At 72.3% G+C, this 19,435-nt stretch carries 18 protein-coding genes; 11 read left to right on the top strand and 7 right to left on the bottom strand.

Translation table 11 applies throughout. The features are described from left to right. Positions 1-200: 200 nt before the first annotated feature. Positions 201-827, bottom strand: coding sequence for a GPP34 family phosphoprotein (locus FBY22_RS10785; RefSeq protein WP_142144481.1), 627 nt, complete (start codon positions 825-827; stop codon positions 201-203). Positions 828-1,133: 306 nt separating this feature from the next. Between FBY22_RS10785 and FBY22_RS10780 the strand changes: the two genes are divergently transcribed. The 3 genes from FBY22_RS10780 to FBY22_RS10770 all read left to right on the top strand — a co-directional run bounded on the left by FBY22_RS10780 (position 1,134) and on the right by FBY22_RS10770 (position 4,848). Further along, on the top strand, positions 1,134-2,747 hold the full coding sequence (locus FBY22_RS10780) for an ABC-F family ATP-binding cassette domain-containing protein (RefSeq protein WP_142144479.1): 1,614 nt from the start codon (positions 1,134-1,136) through the stop codon (positions 2,745-2,747). A gap of 131 nt (positions 2,748-2,878) precedes the next feature. Beyond that, positions 2,879-3,655: a dimethylargininase gene (ddaH, locus tag FBY22_RS10775; RefSeq protein WP_142144477.1), complete on the top strand. Its 777-nt coding sequence runs from the start codon at positions 2,879-2,881 to the stop codon at positions 3,653-3,655. A 218-nt stretch (positions 3,656-3,873) separates the two neighbouring features. Beyond that, positions 3,874-4,848 carry an acyl-ACP desaturase gene (locus tag FBY22_RS10770; protein WP_142144475.1) on the top strand — a complete coding sequence of 325 codons (975 nt, stop codon included), beginning with the start codon at positions 3,874-3,876 and terminating at the stop codon, positions 4,846-4,848. 63 nt (positions 4,849-4,911) lie between these two features. Here FBY22_RS10770 and FBY22_RS10765 read toward each other — a convergent pair whose 3' ends face one another. Continuing rightward, on the bottom strand, positions 4,912-8,265 hold the full coding sequence (locus FBY22_RS10765; protein ID WP_142144473.1) for a hypothetical protein: 3,354 nt from the start codon (positions 8,263-8,265) through the stop codon (positions 4,912-4,914). A 47-nt stretch (positions 8,266-8,312) separates the two neighbouring features. Further along, positions 8,313-8,558 (bottom strand): WhiB family transcriptional regulator, encoded by a 246-nt coding sequence (locus FBY22_RS10760; RefSeq protein WP_174267121.1) that lies wholly within the window; start codon positions 8,556-8,558, stop codon positions 8,313-8,315. Here FBY22_RS10760 and FBY22_RS44795 point away from each other — a divergent pair. Both FBY22_RS44795 and FBY22_RS10755 read left to right on the top strand, forming a co-directional pair. Further along, on the top strand, positions 8,557-8,691 hold the full coding sequence (locus FBY22_RS44795; protein ID WP_260844786.1) for a hypothetical protein: 135 nt from the start codon (positions 8,557-8,559) through the stop codon (positions 8,689-8,691). The genes FBY22_RS10760 and FBY22_RS44795 overlap by 2 nt on opposite strands. Positions 8,692-8,769: 78 nt before the next feature. Next, positions 8,770-9,555: a VOC family protein gene (locus FBY22_RS10755; protein WP_142144471.1), complete on the top strand. Its 786-nt coding sequence runs from the start codon at positions 8,770-8,772 to the stop codon at positions 9,553-9,555. Positions 9,556-9,573: 18 nt separating this feature from the next. Here the strand turns inward: FBY22_RS10755 and FBY22_RS10750 are convergent, their stop codons facing one another. Beyond that, a complete protein-coding gene (locus FBY22_RS10750) occupies positions 9,574-10,608 on the bottom strand; it encodes a LacI family DNA-binding transcriptional regulator (RefSeq protein ID WP_142144470.1) in 1,035 nt (344 codons plus the stop codon). A gap of 197 nt (positions 10,609-10,805) precedes the next feature. Continuing rightward, positions 10,806-11,822 carry a non-homologous end-joining DNA ligase gene (gene ligD, locus FBY22_RS10745; RefSeq protein WP_142144468.1) on the bottom strand — a complete coding sequence of 339 codons (1,017 nt, stop codon included), beginning with the start codon at positions 11,820-11,822 and terminating at the stop codon, positions 10,806-10,808. 74 nt (positions 11,823-11,896) lie between these two features. Here ligD and FBY22_RS10740 point away from each other — a divergent pair, with 74 nt between their 5' ends. Beyond that, positions 11,897-12,958, top strand: coding sequence for an ATP-dependent DNA ligase (locus FBY22_RS10740; RefSeq protein WP_142144466.1), 1,062 nt, complete (start codon positions 11,897-11,899; stop codon positions 12,956-12,958). A gap of 11 nt (positions 12,959-12,969) precedes the next feature. On the opposite strand, the gene FBY22_RS10735 is transcribed toward FBY22_RS10740, so the two are convergent. Then, entirely contained in the window at positions 12,970-14,160 is a 1,191-nt protein-coding gene (locus FBY22_RS10735) for a zinc-dependent alcohol dehydrogenase (protein WP_142144464.1), read from the bottom strand. 214 nt (positions 14,161-14,374) lie between these two features. Between FBY22_RS10735 and FBY22_RS10730 the strand changes: the two genes are divergently transcribed. Further along, complete coding sequence (locus FBY22_RS10730; RefSeq protein ID WP_142147521.1) at positions 14,375-15,352, top strand: DUF3048 domain-containing protein; 978 nt, start codon at positions 14,375-14,377, stop codon at positions 15,350-15,352. 13 nt (positions 15,353-15,365) lie between these two features. On the opposite strand, the gene FBY22_RS10725 is transcribed toward FBY22_RS10730, so the two are convergent. Beyond that, positions 15,366-15,830, bottom strand: a complete 465-nt coding sequence (locus FBY22_RS10725) for a MarR family winged helix-turn-helix transcriptional regulator (RefSeq protein ID WP_142144462.1) — start codon at positions 15,828-15,830, stop codon at positions 15,366-15,368. A gap of 211 nt (positions 15,831-16,041) precedes the next feature. On the opposite strand from FBY22_RS10725, the gene FBY22_RS10720 reads away from it, so the two are divergent. The 4 genes from FBY22_RS10720 to pcaH are packed head-to-tail and all read left to right on the top strand — an operon-like array spanning position 16,042 to position 19,432. Then, positions 16,042-16,797 (top strand): CoA transferase subunit A, encoded by a 756-nt coding sequence (locus FBY22_RS10720; protein ID WP_142144460.1) that lies wholly within the window; start codon positions 16,042-16,044, stop codon positions 16,795-16,797. Beyond that, complete coding sequence (locus FBY22_RS10715; RefSeq protein ID WP_142144458.1) at positions 16,797-17,441, top strand: CoA transferase subunit B; 645 nt, start codon at positions 16,797-16,799, stop codon at positions 17,439-17,441. The genes FBY22_RS10720 and FBY22_RS10715 overlap by 1 nt, the downstream gene beginning before the upstream one ends. Further along, positions 17,438-18,640 carry a thiolase family protein gene (locus tag FBY22_RS10710; protein WP_142144456.1) on the top strand — a complete coding sequence of 401 codons (1,203 nt, stop codon included), beginning with the start codon at positions 17,438-17,440 and terminating at the stop codon, positions 18,638-18,640. The genes FBY22_RS10715 and FBY22_RS10710 overlap by 4 nt, the downstream gene beginning before the upstream one ends. Before the next feature lie 18 nt (positions 18,641-18,658). Next, complete coding sequence (pcaH, locus tag FBY22_RS10705) at positions 18,659-19,432, top strand: protocatechuate 3,4-dioxygenase subunit beta (RefSeq protein WP_142144454.1); 774 nt, start codon at positions 18,659-18,661, stop codon at positions 19,430-19,432. Positions 19,433-19,435 lie beyond the last annotated feature (3 nt).

Below are 19,435 nucleotides of genomic sequence, written 5' to 3'. Positions count from 1 at the left end.
GCACCCGCCCTCCCCGTGCGGGAGCCGGAAGCCGGCCGCGACGCGAGGGGCGCGCGAGACCCGGCCTCCACCGACGAAAGCCGAATACCGGGCCGCGACCCGAGGGCCGCGAGGACGACCGACCGAAACCGAGCAGCCACGTAAGGGCCGCGGGATACCCACCCTCCGGCTGCGGAAGCCGGTCGCGGTGGGGGTGGCCTCTACGTGAGGGCTCGGCCCGGGGTCGACAGGGTGGCGCACAGTTCGCTGAGCACCACCCGTGCCCCGCTGAGCGCGATCAGTTCCTCGACGCGGTCCTCGTGGTGTCCGCGGCCGCCGTCCGGGAACAGCGCGGGCGGGTTCGCGGCGGCCGCGAGGGCGGCGAACGCGGCCTGCCGGCCGGAGACCTCGGGCAGCCGTTCCCCGAGGACCCGCCGGGCCTCCTCACGCAGGGCCTCCACGAGGGCCGTGTCGTCCAGTACGTGTTCCACGCTCGGGAAAACGCCGAGGACCCGTTTCTTCTCCGCCCGCAGGCATCCCTCGGCAGTCAGCTGCTCGCGTGCCGCGTCGAACGTCACGCGCGCGTGCAGCGTCACCCAGGTCCGCCAGCGGTGCGGCCGGGACTCGCGGACCAGTTCCAGGAGGCCGTCGAGCACGGCGTCCCCGGCGAGGGAGTCCAGGTCCACGGGCGTGGCGATGCCGTCGTCGTCGGTGAGCAGGCCGCGCAGGACCAGCTCGGTGAGGGCGCCGGCCCGCACCACGTGCGCGGCGGCCATGGCCTCGCCGCCGGGAGTGTCCCAGGTCAGCAGGCAGAGCTTGGCCGGGAGGGGGAGCGAACCGTGGGGCACGAGGTCTCCTTGGTGCGGCGAGGTCGGGGCTCACGTTAATTCGTTGACAGCCCCGAACCCCGCTCGTACGGTGTATGGCGGTTCTGTTGTCGTCGATCGGAGAAGGACGTTGCTCCTCTGAGGTCATGAGACACCGCGTCACACCCGAGAGGTGTGTGCGCAGCGTGCGACCTCGGTGTTCGAGCCGTCCCGACGCAGCAGGGCCTTCTTCGTGCCCTCCTCTTCTCCTCGGGTCCCGCCTCCGGGTCGCCGGTGTCTCGATACGCGTTTGCCCCTGACCGCACCACGCAATCGCGGAGGCCCCGTATGTCTACTTCCATCACCTGCACTTCCCTGTCCTTCTCCTGGCCGGACGGCACGTCCGTCTTCGAGGGACTCGACGTCGCCTTCGGTCCGGGCAGGACCGGACTCGTCGGCGTCAACGGGTCCGGCAAGTCGACCCTGTTGAAGCTCGTCGCCGGCGAACTCGCCCCGGCCGAAGGCGTCGTACGCGTCGCGGGCGAGATCGGACACCTCCCGCAGAACGTCACGCTCGACACGCGCCTGCGCGTCGACGAGGCGCTCGGCATCGCCGAACGGCGGGCCGCGCTGCACGCCATCGAGGCGGGCGAGCTGACCGAGGAGCACTTCGAGACCCTCGGCGACGACTGGGACGTGGAGGAGCGCGCCCTCGCCACCCTCGGTGAACTCGGGCTCGGCCACATCGGGCTGGACCGCACCATCGGCGAGGTCTCCGGCGGCGAGTCGGTGCTGCTGCGGCTGGCCGCGCTGCTGCTGCGCCGCCCGGACGTACTGCTCCTGGACGAGCCGACGAACAACCTCGACCTGTACGCGCGCCGGCGGCTGTACGCGGCCGTCGAGTCCTGGCCGGGCGTCATGGTCGTGGTCAGCCACGACCGTGAACTGCTGGAACTCGTCGACCAGATCGCGGACCTGCGCTCCGGCGAGGTCACCTGGTTCGGCGGCAACTTCTCCGCCTACGAGGAGGCGCTCGCCGTCGAACAGGAGGCGGCCGAGCGGATGGTGCGCGTCGCCGAGTCCGATCTGCGCAAGCAGAAACGCGAACTGGTGGACGCTCAGGTCAAGTTGGCCCGGCGCAAGCGGTACGGCCAGAAGATGTGGGACCAGAAGCGCGAGCCGAAGATCGTCATGGGGGCGCGCAAGCGCGCGGCCCAGGTGTCCGCGGGGAAGCACCGGCTCCTGCACGAGGAGCGGCTCACCGAGGCGAGGGAACGGCTCGACGACGCGGTGGAGGCCGTACGGGACGACGACGAGATCCGCGTCGACCTGCCGTACACCGCCGTACCGCCGGGCCGCGGCGTGCTCACCCTGCGGGAGCTGGAGCTCGCGTACGGCGCGCGGGTGGCCGGCGGGCTCGACCTGCACGGTCCCGAGCGGGTCGCGCTCATCGGGCGCAACGGCGCGGGCAAGACGACGCTGCTGCGGACGATCGCCGGGGAGCTGGCGCCGGTGTCGGGCGAGGCACAGGTGCACGTGCCGCTGCGTTTCCTGCCGCAGCGCCTGGACGTGCTCGACGACGAGCTCTCCGTCGCCGAGAACGTGGCCCGGTTCGCGCCGGGCGCCACCAACAACGGGATCCGGGCGCGGCTGGCCCGCTTCCTGTTCCGGGGCGCCCGCGCCGACCAGAAGGCGGCGACCCTGTCCGGCGGCGAGCGCTTCCGGGCGGCGCTGGCCGCGCTGATGCTGGCCGAGCCGGCGCCGCAGCTGCTCATGCTCGACGAGCCGACGAACAACCTCGACATGGCGAGCGTGCGACAGCTGACGAGCGCCCTGGAGTCGTACGAGGGGGCGCTGATCGTGGCCAGCCACGACCTGCCGTTCCTGGAGTCGATCGGCATCACGAGATGGCTGCTGCTCGACGGCGAGCTGCGGGAGACGGCGCCGGAGGAGGTCGGGTAGCGCATCTCAGGAGGGGCACAGCCCGGCAACGAGGGTTTTGCCCTCGCCGGTCCGCGCTGCATGATGGCGGACCGGGCCCCCGCACACCACGGGTGCCCGGTCCCCCGCCCCTCCGATGCGAAAGGCCCCTCGTGCCCAGCAAGAAGGCCCTCGTCCGCCGCCCCAGCCCGCGCCTCGCCGATGGTCTGGTGACGCACATCGAGCGGGAGAAGGTCGACGCCGATCTCGCGGGCGAGCAGTGGGAGGCCTACGTCGAGGCCCTGAGAGAGCACGGCTGGGAGACGATCGAGGTCGACCCGGCCGACGACTGCCCGGACTCGGTGTTCGTCGAGGACACCGTCGTCATGTACAAGAACGTCGCGCTGATCGCGCGCTCCGGCGCCGAGTCGCGCCGGGAGGAGACGGCCGGCGTGGAGGAGGCCGTCGCCCGGCTGGGCTGCTCGGTGAACTGGATCTGGGAGCCGGGCACGCTGGACGGCGGGGACGTGCTGAAGGTCGACGACACGATCTACGTCGGCCGGGGCGGGCGCACCAACGCGGCCGGCGTGCAGCAGCTGCGGGCCGCCTTCGAGCCGCTGGGGGCGCGGGTCGTGGCGGTGCCGGTCAGCCGGGTACTGCACCTGAAGTCGGCGGTCACCGCGCTGCCCGACGGGACCGTCGTCGGGCACATCCCGAAGGTCGACCGGCCCGCGCTCTTCCCGCGTTTCCTGTCGGTGCCGGAGGAGTCCGGCGCGCACGTGGTGCTGCTCGGCGGGGACAAGCTGCTGATGGCGGCGAGCGCGCCGAAGACGGCGGACCTGCTCGCCGATCTCGGTTTCGAGCCCGTCGTGGTCGACATCAGCGAGTTCGAGAAGCTCGAGGGGTGTGTGACGTGCCTCTCGGTCCGCATGCGCGACTTGTACGCCTGACGGGTGAGCGACTCACCCCTTCGGTCCCGGGACCTGCGGGTCGTGGGGCTTTTTGACATGCCCTCGGACGCCTGCGGCAGGGTGCCTGATCAGGGATCTTTACAGCGCCCTTAACCTACGGCATCGTAACCTACGGATTCGTAGCCTACGATTGCGTAGGTTCCCGGCACCGCTCGCCGGTCGGTTCCGCTTCTGTCGTGCGTCCCCCTGGAGTTCCCGTGACGATCACTTCCCCTTCCCTCGGCAGCCCCGCCGTCTGGACCGACGCCCGGCTGCTGTACGCGCTGGAGGAAGTGGTCGAGACCGAACTCAACCGGCATCTGCAGGTCGCCAAGGACTGGATGCCGCACGAGTACGTGCCGTGGTCCGACGCCCGTAACTTCCCCGGCCTCTTCGAGGACGGCGAGGCCTGGGACAAGGAGCAGTCGAAGGTCACCGAGATCGGCCGCATCGCGCTCGTGGTGAACCTCCTCACCGAGGACAACCTGCCCAGCTACCACCACGAGATCGCCTCGCTCTTCGGCCGCGACGGCGCCTGGGGCACCTGGGTGCACCGCTGGACCGCCGAGGAGGGCCGACACGGCATCGTGATGCGCGACTACCTGCTCGCCTCGCGCGCGGTGGACCCGGACAAGCTGGAGCAGTTCCGGATGGCGCACATGAGCGAGGGCTTCGAGTCGGACAACCGCCACTCGATGCTGCACTCGGTGGCCTACGTCGCCTTCCAGGAGCTCGCGACCCGCATCTCGCACCGCAATACCGGCCACCAGTCCGGCGACCCGGTCTGCGACCGCATGCTGGCCCGCATCGCGACCGACGAGAACCTGCACATGGTCTTCTACCGCAACCTGCTGAAGGCCGCCTTCGAGCTCGCCCCGGACCTGACGATGCAGGCCGTGCGGGACGTCGTCGTCAACTTCCGCATGCCCGGCCACGGCATCCCCGGCTTCGAGCGGGCGGCGGCGCAGATGGCGATAGGCGAGGTCTACAACCTGCGCATCCACCACGACGACGTCCTCCAGCCGGTCCTGCGCCACCTGAAGGTCCTGGAGATCGACGGCCTCGGCCCGGAGGGCGTCCAGGCCCAGGAGGAACTCGGCCTGTTCATGGGCGGCCTCGACGCGGAGGCCCTGAAGTTCGACGAGAAGCTCGCGACCCGCAAGGCCCGGATGGCGGCGCGGGCGGCCGGCTGAGGCCACCCCCGGCTCCAGGGGATCAATCCTGCGCAGAGCGGACGGCCGACCGAGGCCGTCCGCTCACTCGTACGCCGTCGTCTCCTCCAGCGCCGCGTCCCTTACGTCGGCGCGGGGGTGGCGGCGCAGTGCCCGCAGCCGCTCGCGCCAGGGCGCCGGCCAGTCGGCGCGGTTGCCGAGCGCCTGGACGACGGCGAGGGCGAGCAGCCCCTCGGTGTGACCGCCGTGTCCGGTCAGCCGTACCGCCTCCGCGAGCAGCTCCTCGGCGTCGACCTGCTTCTCCTGGTGCTGCAGGCGCAGCCGCAGCGTGTGGGCGATCCGCCCGGCGAGCACGGGCCGCCCGGTGCCCACGACGGCCGCCAGCCTGTTCAGGCCGGGCGGTACGACGGCCAGGTCCAGGTGAGCGACGGCGAGGGCGGCGGCCTGCGGGACGTGGGCGTCGTACTCCCCCAGCACCTCGCTCGCGGCGCGGGCGGCGGGGCGCAGGGCCGCCGGAGCGGACCGGGCGCCGTCCCCGAGGCACGCGGCGAGAAACGCGATGCGCCGGCGGGCGGGCCGGTCGCGCCCCTCCTCGGCGTCGGGCTCGGCGTCGGCCGGGGTCTCGGCCAGGGTCCGCAGCGCCTCGCGCAGCCCGAGGGCGCCCTCAGGGCTCGCCGACGCTGCCGTGACCAGGCCCCGGGCGGCGGCGTGCCAGTTGGCGCGCTCCGACAGGTCCGTCACGGCCCGGGCCAGCACCGCGGGCGCCTCGGGGGACCACGCGGTCCAGCGGGCCAGGGCCTCGAAGGCGAGGTCCGCGGTCTCCGGGTCGTCCGTGCCGCTGACCTCGCGCACCAGGGCGGCGTACCGCTCCCGCTGGGGTTCGGGCAGGGCGAACGGTGTGACCCGCAGCACGGCGGCGCGCAGCACCGGTTCGGCGCCCGCTGCGTCCCGCAGCAGTGCCCAGATCTCCTCATGGGCCAGCAGTCCCCCGGTGCAGGCGACACAGGCCGCCCGCACGTCGGCGTGGGTGCCGGAGCGCGCGTAGGTCTCGGCGACCAGGCGCGCGGCCGACGGCACCGGCAGTCTGGCGGCGGCGAGCCGGACGGCCTCCTTGCGGCTGGTCACCTTGGCGTCCGGGGCGGTGATCACGTCCGTGAGCTGCGCTGCCAGGCGCGACGGCGGTGCGTGACGACTCGCGCGCGTGGCCGCGTAGACCGCGACCCGGGCCCGTTCCGTGCCGGCGTGGGCCAGCAGCTCGGGCAGGGTGTCGGCGGGGCGGTCGGTGCGGGACAGCGCGGCGAGTGCCGCCTCCGCCAGGACGACGTCGGACGACGCCATCCAGCGGCGGACGAGACCGGCACCGCCGTCCGGAACGTACGCCGCCCGGGCCACCGCCTGCGCCCGCTGGTGCACGGGCAGGGCGGCGTCTCCCGCCAGGGTGGCCAACTGCCGTAGCAGGGCAGCCTGTTGACGCGGCACCCAGCGTCGTACCTCCACGGTCGCCGGTACGGTCCACGGGGTGCCCTTGGTCAGGAAGCGCCCGTGCGGCGGGGTCTCGGCGAGCAGGCCGTCCAGCAGGTCGGTGCGGCGCCGGACGACGGTGCGCCACACGGCGGGCAGCGCGGCCGCCGACGGCTCGTGGGTGAGGAGGCGCGCCACCCGCTCGTCGCGCGCGGCGGGCGGGTCCAGCCACAGGTCGACGGCCGTGCGCACGGTGGAGTCGCCGCCGTACCGGACGGCCTGCCACAGCAGTTCCTGCAGCTCGGTCATGCCGGCCGCGCGACGGCCCACGCCCCGGGCGAGGGCGAAGGCCAGGCCGTAGTCGGCCTTCTCGGCGCCCGCCTCGATCCACGGCCGCAGCGCGTCGAACACCTGGTGCTCCTGGCCGCGCCGCAGCGTGCGGTCGAGGAGCCCGAGGTCGGCGCCGCCGGTGTGGCCGGAGATCCGGACCAGGGTGCGCAGCGCCCAGTTCACCAGTTCCCTGGAGCCGCCCGCCGCGTGCTCGCGCAGCACGGCCACGGCGAGCTCACTCAGCCGCCGCCGGGTCTCCGGCGAGGAGTCGCGGGCCTCGACGGCGTCACCGGCGATCCGGTCCAGGTGGGGCGCCGCGTCCTCGGTGAACAGGGCCGCCCGGGTGTCGGCGAGGGCGCGCAGCGCGGCCGAGCGGACCGGGTCCTGTTCGTTGCGCAGCCGCTCCATGTCCCGCAGTACGGCGGTGACGGCGGCCGGGTCGCCCCAGCGCGCGGCGTTGCGGATCAGCAGCGGCCAGGCCTCGGCCCGGTCCTCGGCGGCCGGACGCCGGGTCGCCGCGAGCAGCCGCTCGCGCACCTCGGCGACGGGCAGATAGGACTCGGCGAGCAGCACCGCACTCCACCGGGCCCCCCGCTCGCGGGCCCGGGCCGCGGACTCGCGGGCCACATCGGCGGCGTGACGGCGCGTCAGGACGTCCAGGACGGTGGCATCGATGATGTCGGAGCCGCCGCGCCCTTCGCCGACGGCGGCGAACAGCGCCTGCCTGCCGCCGGGCGGGAGTGCCGCCAGCAGGGTCGGCAGGGCGCCGTACGGCGCCAACGAGCGGCCGTAGTCGACGAGTTCGGGCCGTCCGGAGCGGGCGAGGCGACGCAGGGCGGCCGGGCTCATCGCGTGAACGCCGACCACGTCGGCCCAGGCGGGTGTGAGCAGCAGCCGCAACACCAGGCCCGGGTCCACGGCCGCGAACCTCCATACCTGGGCGCGGAGTTCGTACGGCAGACGGGCGGGACCCAGCCGTTCCAGCAGCCCGAGCACCCGCAGCGGCGCGGTCGGACTGACGGCGGCCACCGCGCGGTCGTAGCGCGTCCACCAGGTCTCGCGCAGTGCCGGCGGCAGCGCGGTCAGCTGTTCCTCCAGCGCGTCGAGCAGGATCGCCGGGTGCCGTCGCACCAGTGCCGTCCACGCGCCGACGGCGTGCAGGAGCCCGGGCAGCAGCCGCTCGACCGTGCCGGCCGTGCAGCCGGGCAGCAGGCGGGCCGCCTCGGTGTCGCCCCAGTCCGCGCGGAGCGTGTCGACGAGGCGGTCGGCGAGCGCGGTGCGCCTTGAGGCGACCACCGCGCGCAGCAGGTCCCGGCGCACGGTCTCGCAGGCGTCGGCGAGTCCCGCCTCGAAGGCGCTGTCGGGAACGCCCAGGCTGTCGGCGACCCGCAGCGCGTGACCGCGTACGAAGGAGTCCGGGTCGGCGATCCGCGCGGCGATCCAGTCGGCGTCGCGCCCGACGGACGCGGCGACGACGGCGAGCTGCCGGCCGTAGGTGCCCCGCGCCTCGAGTTCCTCCAGAAGCGGTCGCAGGGGTGTCGTCATCCGGACGCGCACGGCGAGTTCCCGCATGCGGTGCGGGTGGGCGAGCGGATCGAGGGCGCTGAGCAGGCTCTCGGTCTGCTGCTGCGGGGTGAGGCGGACCATGCGGGGGATTGTGCCCGCCCACGCACGTGCGGCGGGCGGATTTTCGCTCAGTACCGGGTGCGCCTGAGCTCCAGCCGCTCCTTCTCCGACAACCCGCCCCAGACCCCGAAGCGCTCGTCGTTGCGCAGCGCGTACTCCAGGCACGCGGGCCGCATCTCGCACAGGGCGCAGATGCGCTTGGCCTCGCGCACCGAACTGCCGGGCTCGGGGAAGAAGAAGTCGGCCCCGGTCTGCGCGCACAGGGCCTGGGCCTGCCAGGTGAGGTCGTCCGGGGTGATGGAGTCGATGTGCATGGGCGTGATCGTGCCGGGCGGCGAAAAACGTTCGCTCAACGCCCGATCAACGCCGTCGTTCACGGCCCCCGGCCACCTGATGGTGACGCGCCCGCCCACCGTGGCGCACGGCGGCGCGCGGAATGCGGCGTGATCCGTTCCGGCGGCGATTGTCAGTGGGCGGTGCAAGACTCGGCAGTGCACAGAACGGGACCCCTGCGAGGAGGGCGACATGCTCACCACCCGTTTCGTCAACGGCGCTCCGAACTGGATCGACGTCGGCACGTCCGACATCGAGGGCGCCATCTCCTTCTACGGCGGGCTCTTCGGCTGGCGGTTCGAGTCGGCGGGACCGGACGCCGGCGGCTACGGCTTCTTCCAGCTGGACGGGAAGACGGTGGCCGGCGCCATGCAGACCGGGCCCGAGCAGGGCCCGCCTTCCTGGACCGTCTACTTCCGCTCCTCCGACGCCGACGCCACCGCCAAGGCCGCCGAGCAGGCCCACGGCAGCGTGTTCATGCAGCCCATGGACGTGATGGGCGAGGGCCGCATGGCGATCCTCGGGGACAAGGCGGGCGTGCCCTTCGGCATCTGGCAGCCCGGCCGGACCAAGGGCGTCGACCTGGCGAACGAGGTGGGCGCGCTGTCCTGGGTGGAGCTGTACACCCCGGACATGGCCGCGGCGGCCTGGTTCTACCACGAGACCCTCGGCCTGGAGACCTCCGCGGTGCCCTTCCCCGGTGGTACGTACACGTGCGTGAACCCCGCCGAGGGCGGTGAGGACGCCATGTTCGGCGGCATCGTCTCGGTCGCCGACGACCCTTCCGAGGACAGCCCCTACTGGCTTCCGTACTTCGAGGTCGCCGACGCGGAGGCCACGGTGGACCGGGCGCGGGAGCTGGGCGGGACGGTGCGGATGCCGGCCACCCGGATCGAGGGCGTGGGCACCGTGGCGAGGCTCGCCGACCCGTACGGCGCCCGCTTCGCCGTCATCAGGAGCGAGCCGGCACAGGCGTGAGGGAGGCGCCGGGGAGCGTCACGCCGAGGCCCGTCGCACCAGGGTGGTGGGCAGCACCACGCTGGACGGCGCGCCCTCGGCGCCCTCGTCGGTGCGGTGTCCGAGCCGGTCCAGCAACAGGCGTGCCATCAACCGGCCCATTCCTTCGATGTCCTGACGGACCGTCGTCAGGGGCGGGTCGGTCTGCTCGGCGACGGGCAGCATGTCGTCGAAGCCGATCACGGCCACGTCCTCGGGCACCCGCCGTCCACGCTCGCGCAGCACCCGCAGGGCACCGGCGGCGGTGAGGTCGTTCGCGGCGAAGACCGCGTCCACGTCGGGGCGCCGGTCCAGCAGCTCGCGCATCGCCCGCTCGCCGCCGGCCGGCGTGAAGTCGCTCTCCTCGACCAGCCGCGGGTCCGCGTCGGGCATGACGTCACGAAAGCCTTCGAGCCGGTCGGCGGCGGACGTCTGGTCCAGGGGGCCGGTGATGTGCGCGACGCGGGAGCGGCCGAGGCCGACCAGGTGCCGTACGGCCTCGCGGGCGCCGCCCCGGTTGTCGCTGTCGACGTACACGGCGTCGCCGCCGCTCTCGCTCCAGCCGGGCCGGCCGCCGAACACGGTCGGCACCCCGGCATGCTGGATCAGCCCCGGCAGCGGGTCGTCGAGGTGCAGCGAGAAGACGAGCGCGCCGTCGACGTGGCCGCCGGCGAGGTAGCGGCCGACGCGGACGTGGTCGTCGCGGCCCTCGGTGAGGAGCAGCACGAGCTGGTTGTCGTGGGCCGTCAGCTCCTTGCTGATGCCGCGCAGCTGGAGGGCGAAGAAGGGGTCGGCGAAGACCCGGGTCTCCGGTTCGGCGATGACCACGGCGACGGCGTCATGACGCCGGGTGACCAGGCTGCGGGCGGCCTGGTTCGGCACGTACCCGAGTTCCTCCACGGCCTGCCGCACCCGGTCGACGAGCGCTTCGCGCACGCCGTCCCCGCCGTTGACCACCCGTGAGACGGTGGCCCGCGACACGCCCGCCCGGGCGGCCACGGCCTCCAGCGTGGGGCGTGGTGCGGTGTCGGTCACTCGTGGCTCCTCGTCGGCGGGTGCGGATCAGGATAGCCCGGGGCGACCACCGACGTGAGAGCGCTCTCGCTCCGCGAAAGCCGCTTGCGCGCGGGCGACGGCCGACCGAGGATCGGCGCGCGACGGCGAGATGGGACCGTGGCGGCTGATCCACGTCCTGGAGGAACCGTTCACCGAGTGAACCGTCTTCGCAGTGGTCAGGAGAGGTCCTTGCGGGCCCGGCTCGGCTGGACCCGTCTGGGCTCCCCCGGCATCTTGGGGTACTCGGGCGGGTACGGCAGATCGCCCAGACCGTGGTCGTGTTCGTCGCGGCGGGCCAGTTCGAGCAGGGCCTCCAGGGAGTAGCGGTGGTCGTCCATGTCCGCGTGGACGTCGCCGAGTTCGGCGAACCGCGCGGGCATGGTGGCGATGTCGAAGTCCTGCGGATGCGCGACCCCGACCTCCTCCCAGCGCAGAGGCGCCGAGACGGGGGCGTGCGGGCGGGGCCGTACGGAGTAGGCGGAGGCGATGGTGCGGTCGCGGGCCGTCTGGTTGTAGTCGACGAAGATGCGCTCGCCGCGCTCCTCCTTCCACCACTTGATGGTCACGCGGTCCGGCATCCTGCGCTCCATCTCGCGGCCCACGGCGATGGCGGCGCGCCGCACCTGGGTGAAGGTCCAGCGCGGTTCGATCGGCACGAAGACGTGCAGGCCGCGTCCGCCGGAGGTCTTCGGGAAGCCCTTGAGGCCACCGAACTCGTCGAGGACGGCACGCAGTTCGTGGGCGGCGTGCACGGCGTCGTCGTAGTCGGTGCCGGGCTGCGGGTCGAGGTCGATGCGCAGTTCGTCGGGGCGGTCGACGTCGTCGCGGCGCACCGGCCATGGGTGGAAGGTGAGGGTGCCGAACTGGGCCGCCCACAGGACGGCGGCCTCCTCCGTGGGGCACATCTCGTCGGCGCTGCGGCCGCTGGGGAAGGTGATGTGGGCGGTCGGGATCCAGTCGGGCATGTTCTTGGGCGCCCGCTTCTGGAAGAACGACTCGCCGGTGACGCCTTCCGGGTAGCGCTCCAGCGTGGTGGGCCGGTCCCGCAGGGCGCGCAGGATGCCGGGGCCCACGGCGATGTAGTACCGGGCGAGGTCCAGCTTGGTGAACCCGCGCTCCGGGAAGAAGACCTTGTCCGGGCTGGACAACCGGACCGTACGGCCGCCCGCTTCCAGTTCCATCGCTTCACCCATACGGACACGGTAGGCATACCCCGTAAACACCGCATACCGGGCGACAAGCGACGTATGCGAGCAGAATCGGGGGCATGGATCTCCCGGTGATGCCGCCCGTGAAGCCGATGCTCGCCAAGTCGGTGGCGAAGATCCCGCCGGGCATGCAGTACGAGGCGAAGTGGGACGGCTTCCGGGCCATCGTGTTCCGCGACGGGGACGAGGTCGAGCTGGGCAGCCGGACCGGCAAGCCGCTGACCAGGTACTTCCCCGAGCTGGTGAGCGCGCTCGGGGAGCGGGTGCCCGACCGTTGCGTCCTCGACGGCGAGATCGTGATCGCCCGGGACGGGCACCTCGACTTCGACGCGCTCACCGAGCGCATCCACCCGGCGGACTCGCGGGTGCGGACGCTCGCCGAGCGGACCCCGTCCTCCTTCGTGGCCTTCGACCTGCTGGCCCTGGCGGACGAGTCGCTGCTGGACGTGCCGCTCACCGACCGGCGGGCGCTGCTGGAGCGGGCGTTGTCCCAGGTGACCGCGCCGGTACACCTCGCGCCGGCGACGACCGACCTGGAGGTGGCGCAGGGCTGGTTCGAGCAGTACGAGGGGGCGGGCCTGGACGGTGTCATCGCCAAGCCGCTCACGGGGCGCTACCGCCAGGACGAGCGTGCCATGTTCAAGATCAAGCACGAGCGGACGGCGGACGTCGTCGTGGCGGGCTACCGCCTCCACAAGAGCGGGCCCGTCGTGGGCTCGCTGCTGCTCGGCCTGTACGACGACCGGGGCCGGCTGCAACACGTGGGCGTGTCGGCCGCCTTCCCGATGAAGCGGCGCGCGGAGCTGGTCGAGGAGCTGGAGCCGCTCAGGATGGCGGACGTCTCGGGGCACCCCTGGGCGGCCTGGTCGGAGGAGGCGGCGCACGAGACGGCACGGCTGCCCGGCGCGCCGAGCCGCTGGTCGGGCAAGAAGGACCTGTCCTGGGTGCCGCTCAGCCCGGAGCGGGTGGCCGAGGTGGCCTACGACCACATGGAGAACGGGGCGCGCTTCCGGCACACGGCCCGTTTCCGCCGCTGGCGCCCGGACCGGACCCCCGAGAGCTGCACGTACGCGCAGCTCGAGGAGCCGGTCCGCTACGACCTCGGCGAGATCCTCGGCTGACCCCACTCACGTCAGGGCTGCATCAGCACCTTCACCATGCCGTCCCGCTTCTTCTGGAAGGTCTCGTACGCGCGCGGCGCGTCGCTGAGCGGCAGCCGGTGGGTGGCGAAGTCGTCGACGCCGAGCGGGTCCTCGTCGGTCAGGTACGGGATGATCTCGTCGCTCCAGCGGCGTACGTTGGCCTGCCCCATGCGGAGCTGGATCTGCTTGTCGAACATGGTGAGCATGGGCATCGGATCGGCCATCCCGCCGTAGACACCGCTCAGCGAGATCGTGCCGCCACGGCGCACCAGCTCGATCGCGGTGTGGAGGGCGGCCAGCCGGTCGATGCTGAACCGCTCGGCGAAGGGCCCGCTGATCTTGCGCGGCAGCATTGCCGAGGCCTGCTGGGCCAGTTTGGCCGCCGCGCTGCCGTGCGCCTCGGTGCCGACGGCGTCGATGACGGCGTCGGGGCCCCGCCCGTCGGTCTCGTCGCGGATCGCCTCGACCAGTTCCTTCTCGTTGTCGAAGCTCTTGAGGTTGTACGTCTCCACGCCCCGCGCCCGCGCCCTGCGCAGCCGCTCGCCCACCAGGTCCACGCCGAACACCCGCCCGGCGCCGCGCGCCATGGCGATCCGGCAGGCCATGTCACCGATCGGGCCGAGGCCGAGCACGGCGACGCTGCCGCCCTTCGGGACGCCCGCGTACTCGACGGCCTGCCAGGCGGTGGGCAGCACGTCCGAGAGGTACACGAAGCGGTCGTCGGGCGGGCCCTCGGGGACCTTGATCGGCCCGAACTGGGCCTGTGGGACCCGCAGGTACTCGGCCTGTGCGCCCGGGACGGCGCCGTACAGGCGGGTGTAGCCGAACAGGGCGGCGCCCATGCCCTCGCTGGTGACCTGCGTGGTCTCGCACTGCGTGGGCAGCCCGGTCAGACACATCCAGCAGTTGCCGCAGGCGATCTGGAACGGCACCACCACGCGGTCGCCCACCGCGAGGTCCGGCACGCCCGCCCCGACCTCCTCGACGATGCCCATGGGTTCGTGTCCGAGGATGTCGCCCGGTGTCATGAACGGGGTGAGCACCTCGTACAGGTGCAGGTCGGAGCCGCACAGCCCGGTGGACGTGATGCGGATGATCGCGTCGGTCGGCTCCTGGATCTTCGGATCGGGCACGCTCTCCACCCGTACGTCCCGCTTGCCCTGCCAGGTCACAGCCTTCATCGCGTGGCGCTCCCTCCATCGCGTCGGTGAGTCCGGTGCAGCAGTCCCGCCCGGGTACCCGGGCGCCTCCCGCCGAAGCGCGCACGAAAGTGATGCCGGTTGTTCAGGGCCATTCGGCCTTATTCGACGCGCCCAATCAGATTCGATCGGGTATGGCCATCGATGAACTTATAAGCGCATAATCGTTGACAAGAGACGGGGGCCAACGGTGAGCATGGGACGAATGGTGCGCAAGAGACGCACCTCGCTGGGCGTGGCACTGCTGGCCGCGGGAACGGCGGTGCTGGCCGGGGGCTGCACGGGCGGACACGGTCCGGCCGACGGCGGTCGCGGTCGGCTGAAGCCGCCGACGGCTTCCGCGACCCCGTCCGCCCACACCGGTTCGGTGCTCGCCGTGAAGATCGACAACTCCGGCCCCGCCCGGCCCCATACGGGTCTGCGCGACGCGGACGTCGTGTACGTCGAGCAGGTCGAGGGCGGACTGAGCCGGCTGATGGCGGTGTACGCGCGCAAGCTGCCCAAGGTCGTCGGGCCGGTGCGCAGCGCCCGCGAGTCGGACCTGGAACTGCTCGGCCAGTACGACGATCCGACGCTCGCCTTCTCCGGCGCCCAGCACAAACTGCTCCCGCTGATCGACAAGGCACCGCTCAAGGCGGAGCCGCCCGACAAGGCCACCGACGCCTACTTCCGCGGCACCGGCAGACCCGCACCGCACAACCTCTATCTGCGCCCCGCCCGCCTGATGCGCTCCGCCCCGGGCGCGAGTGCGCTCACCAACGGTTTCCGCTACGGCGCCGCGCCCGCCGGAGGCCGGGCCGACACCTCCGCCACGGTCGCCTACCCCTCCGCCCGGTTCACCTTCCGCTGGTCGGCCGACCGCCACCGCTGGCTGGTCTCGATGGACGGGACGCCCACGGTGACGACCGACGGGCAGCCCGTCGCCCCGGCGACCGTCGTCGTCCAGCACGTGAGGATCCGCAAGTCCGGTTTCCGGGACTTCCTCGGCAACAACACCCCGTACACCGAGACGGTGGGCTCCGGGAAGGCGGAGGTGCTGCGGGACGGGAAGGTCTACCAGGCCGACTGGAAGCGCGAGAAGGCCGCCGACGGCACCGACTTCACGACGGGCGACGGCAAGCCGGTGAACTTCGCGAGCGGCCAGGTGTGGGTCGTGTTCGTCAAGGCTTCCTGACCGCTCTCGACGTTCACCCCTGCGCCAGGAGGGGTTCCGCCGGGTTGCGGAGCCCCTCGGCCGCGTCCGCGACCCGCTGGATGAGGTCGAAGAAGACCGTCTGCTCGGCGGCGGACAGCGGGGCCAGGAAGACCTGGTTCATACGGGCGGTGCGCACGGTCAGCTTGCGGTGGGTGCGCTCGCCGTCGCCGGTCAGCCGCAGCAGGAAACGCCGGCCGTCCTGCGGATCGCGCACCTTGTCCACCAGCCCACGCCTGCCGAGCCGGCTGATCACCTCGGCGATCGTGGAACGGTCCAGGCCCACCCGCTCCCCCACCGTGCGCTGGTCCAGGCCCGGCTCGTCGGCGAGCGCGTTGAGGACCGCGAACTGCGGCGAGGTGATCTCCTCCGAGACCATGGTGTTCCACAGCAGGTAATGGGCCTGCTGCAGCCGCCGGGCCAGGTGCCCGGGGTGGGTGGTGAGGTCCACCGCGGCCATGCGCACTCCCCGAGGTCGAATTAGTTGGTGCACTGAACGATAGCGGTCGTGTCGTCACCTGTCTGCCGTCGGCCGGCCTGGCCCGACCTCACTGTCCATGGAGGTCTTGACGCTGAACTGTTCCGATGGCAGCGTGAAGGAAACTTCACCGAAATACTCAGTGCCCTGATTAATTCGTGACCGGGCGCTCGGACGGGATGGGGCTTCACGGATGGACAAGGTGGTCGCCACGGCCGCGGAGGCGGTGGCCGACGTGCCGGACGGCGCGTCGCTGGCGGTGGGCGGTTTCGGCCTGAGCGGTGTGCCGAACGTGCTCATCGGGGCACTGTACGAGCGGGGCGTGTCCGGGCTGCGCGTCGTCTCCAACAACTGCGGGGCGATGGAGACGGGCCTCGCGGTCCTCCTGGCGGCCGGGCGGATCGCGCGGGTGACCGGGTCCTACATCGGCGCCAACAAGGAGTTCGCCCGTCAGTACCTGGCCGGGGAGCTGGAGGTGGAGCTGATCCCGCAGGGCACGCTGGCCGAGCGGCTGCGGGCCGGCGGCGCGGGCATCCCCGCCTTCTACACCCCGGCGGGAGTAGGCACCCAGGTGGCCGAGGGCGGACTGCCCTGGCGCTACGACGGCACGGGCGGCGTCGCGCTGGCCTCGCCGCCGAAGGAGGTGCGGGAGTTCGACGGCACCGAGTACGTGCTGGAGCGGGGCATCCGTACCGACTTCGCGCTGGTGCGGGCGGCGAAGGGCGACCGCCACGGGAACCTGGTGTTCAACAAGTCGACCCGGAACTTCAACCCGCTGGCCGCCATGGCGGGCAGGGTCACGGTCGCCGAGGTGGAGGAACTCGTCGAACCCGGCGAGATCGACCCGGACGCGGTGCACCTGCCGGGCATCTTCGTCCAGCGGGTGGTGGCGCTCACGCCGGAGCAGGCGGCGGACAAGAAGATCGAGCAGCGGACGGTGAGCAGCTGATGCCGTGGAGTCGTGAGCAGATGGCCGCGCGCGCCGCGCAAGAACTGCGGGACGGGAGTTACGTCAACCTCGGCATCGGTCTGCCGACGCTGATCCCCAACTACCTGCCCGAGGGCGTGGAGGTGATCCTGGAGTCGGAGAACGGCATCCTGGGCACCGGCCCCTACCCCACCGAGGACGCGGTCGACCCGGATCTGATCAACGCCGGGAAGGAGACGGTGACGGTCCTGCCGGGCGCGTCCTTCTTCGACTCGGCGCTGTCCTTCTCGATGATCCGCGGCGGGCACATCGATGTCGCCGTACTGGGCGCCATGCAGGTCTCCGCGCAGGGCGACCTGGCGAACTGGGCGATTCCCGGCAAGCTGATCACCGGGATCGGCGGGGCGATGGACCTGGTGCACGGCGCCCGCACGGTCATCGTGGTGATGACGCACACCGCCAAGGACGGCTCGCCGAAGATCCTTCAGGAGTGCGCGCTGCCGCTGACCGGCAAGGCGTGTGTGAACCGGGTCATCACCGATCTCGGCGTGATCGACGTGACACCCGACGGCCTGGTGTTGACCGAGGTCGCCCCAGGGGCGAGCGTCGATGACGTCGTCGCCAAGACCGGCGCGAAGCTGACTGTTGCGGAGGACCTGCTGTGAACACGGTTTACCTCGTCGACGCCGTCCGTACCCCGATCGGCCGCTACAACGGCGGCCTGGCGGCGGTGCGCCCGGACGACCTGGCCGCCCACGCGATCCGCGAGCTCCTCGCCCGCACCCCCGGTCTGGACCCGGCCCGCATCGAGGACGTGTACTTCGGCAACGCCAACGGCGCGGGCGAGGAGAACCGCAACGTCGGCCGCATGGCCGCCCTGCTGGCGGGCCTGCCGACCTCCGTCCCCGGCGTCACCGTCAACCGGCTGTGCGCCTCCGGCCTCGAAGCCGTCATCCAGGCGGCCCGCGCCATCGCCGCCGGCGACGCCCACATCGCCGTGGCCGGCGGCGTGGAGTCCATGACCCGGGCGCCGTACGTGCTGCCGAAGTCGGACAAGCCGTTCCCCGCCGCGCACACCGAGCTGTACTCCACCACCCTCGGCTGGCGCATGGTCAACCCCAAGATGGACCCGCAGTGGACCGTCCCGCTCGGCGAGTCGGCCGAACTCATCGCCGACAAGCACAAGATCAGCCGTGAGCAGCAGGACGAGTTCGCGCTCGCCTCCCACCGGAAGGCGGCCGCCGCTCAGCAGGCAGGGCTGTTCGACGCCGAACTCGCCGCCGTCTCCCTCCCGCAGCGCAAGGGCGACCCCGTCGTCTTCGCCGCCGACGAGTGCGTGCGCCCCGACGCCTCCCTGGCCGCGATGGCCAAGCTCAAGCCGTCCTTCCGCAAGGAGAACGGCACCGTCACCGCGGGCAACGCCTCGCCCCTGAACGACGGCGCGGCGGCCCTGCTGCTGGTCGACGAGGAAGGCCTGGAGGCGGTGGGCCGCGAGCCGCTCGCCCGTATCTCCGCGACCGGCGTGAACGCACTCGACCCGCACTACTTCGGCCTCGCTCCCGTCGAGGCCGTCAACCGGGCCCTCGCCAAGGCGGGCAGGACCTTCGACGACCTGTCCGTGCTGGAGCTGAACGAGGCCTTCGCCGCCCAGGTGCTCGGCTGCGTCGCCGAGTGGCCCGAGTTCGACCCGGCCATCCTCAATCCCCGGGGCGGCGCCATCGCGCTGGGCCACCCGCTCGGCGCCTCCGGTGCCCGGCTCGCCGGCACCGTCGCCCACCAGCTCGCCCGCCGCGGCTCCGGCGTCGGCGTCGCCACCCTCTGCATCGGCGTCGGCCAGGGCCTCGCCCTCGTCCTGGAACGATAGGAACCACGAGGAATCCCCATGACTCTCACCCAGCACGACATCGACCAGGAGATCGCGGCCGAGCACGCCGCCTACGAGAAGCGGGTCGCCGACGGCGCCCCCGTCGAGCACCACCCGCGCCGCGAGTACGCCCCGTACCGCTCCTCGGTCCTGCGCCACCCCCAGCAGCCGCCCGTCGCCATCGACGTCACCAAGGACCCGGAGCTGGTGGAGCTGCACTCCCCCGCCTTCGGCGAACGGGACCTGGGCGCCATCGACAACGACCTCACCCGGCAGCACACCGGCGAGCCGGTCGGCGAGCGCATCACGGTCTCGGGCCGGCTGCTGGACCGGGCCGGAAAGCCCGTACGCGGCCAGCTCGTCGAGATCTGGCAGGCCAACTCGGCCGGCCGCTACGCCCACCAGCGCGAACAGCACGACGCCCCACTGGACCCGAACTTCACCGGTGTCGGCCGTACGATCACCGACGCCGAGGGCCGCTACCACTTCACGACGATCCAGCCCGGCCCCTACCCCTGGCGCAACCACCTCAACGCCTGGCGGCCCGCGCACATCCACTTCTCGATGTTCGGCACGGCGTTCACGCAGCGGCTGGTGACGCAGATGTACTTCCCGGCCGACCCGCTCTTCCCGTACGACCCGATCATCCAGTCGGTGACGGACGACGCGGCCCGCCGGCGGCTGGTCGCCACCTACGACCACGACCTGTCCGTGCCGGAGTTCTCCATGGGCTACCACTGGGACATCGTGCTGGACGGCCCGAACGCCACCTGGATCGAAGAAGGACGCTGACCT

Source organism: Streptomyces sp. SLBN-31, from assembly GCF_006715395.1.
In the GTDB taxonomy this organism is placed as follows: domain Bacteria; phylum Actinomycetota; class Actinomycetes; order Streptomycetales; family Streptomycetaceae; genus Streptomyces.
Note: the sequence above shows the minus strand (reverse complement) of the source record. Positions and strands in the feature narration are given on the sequence as shown.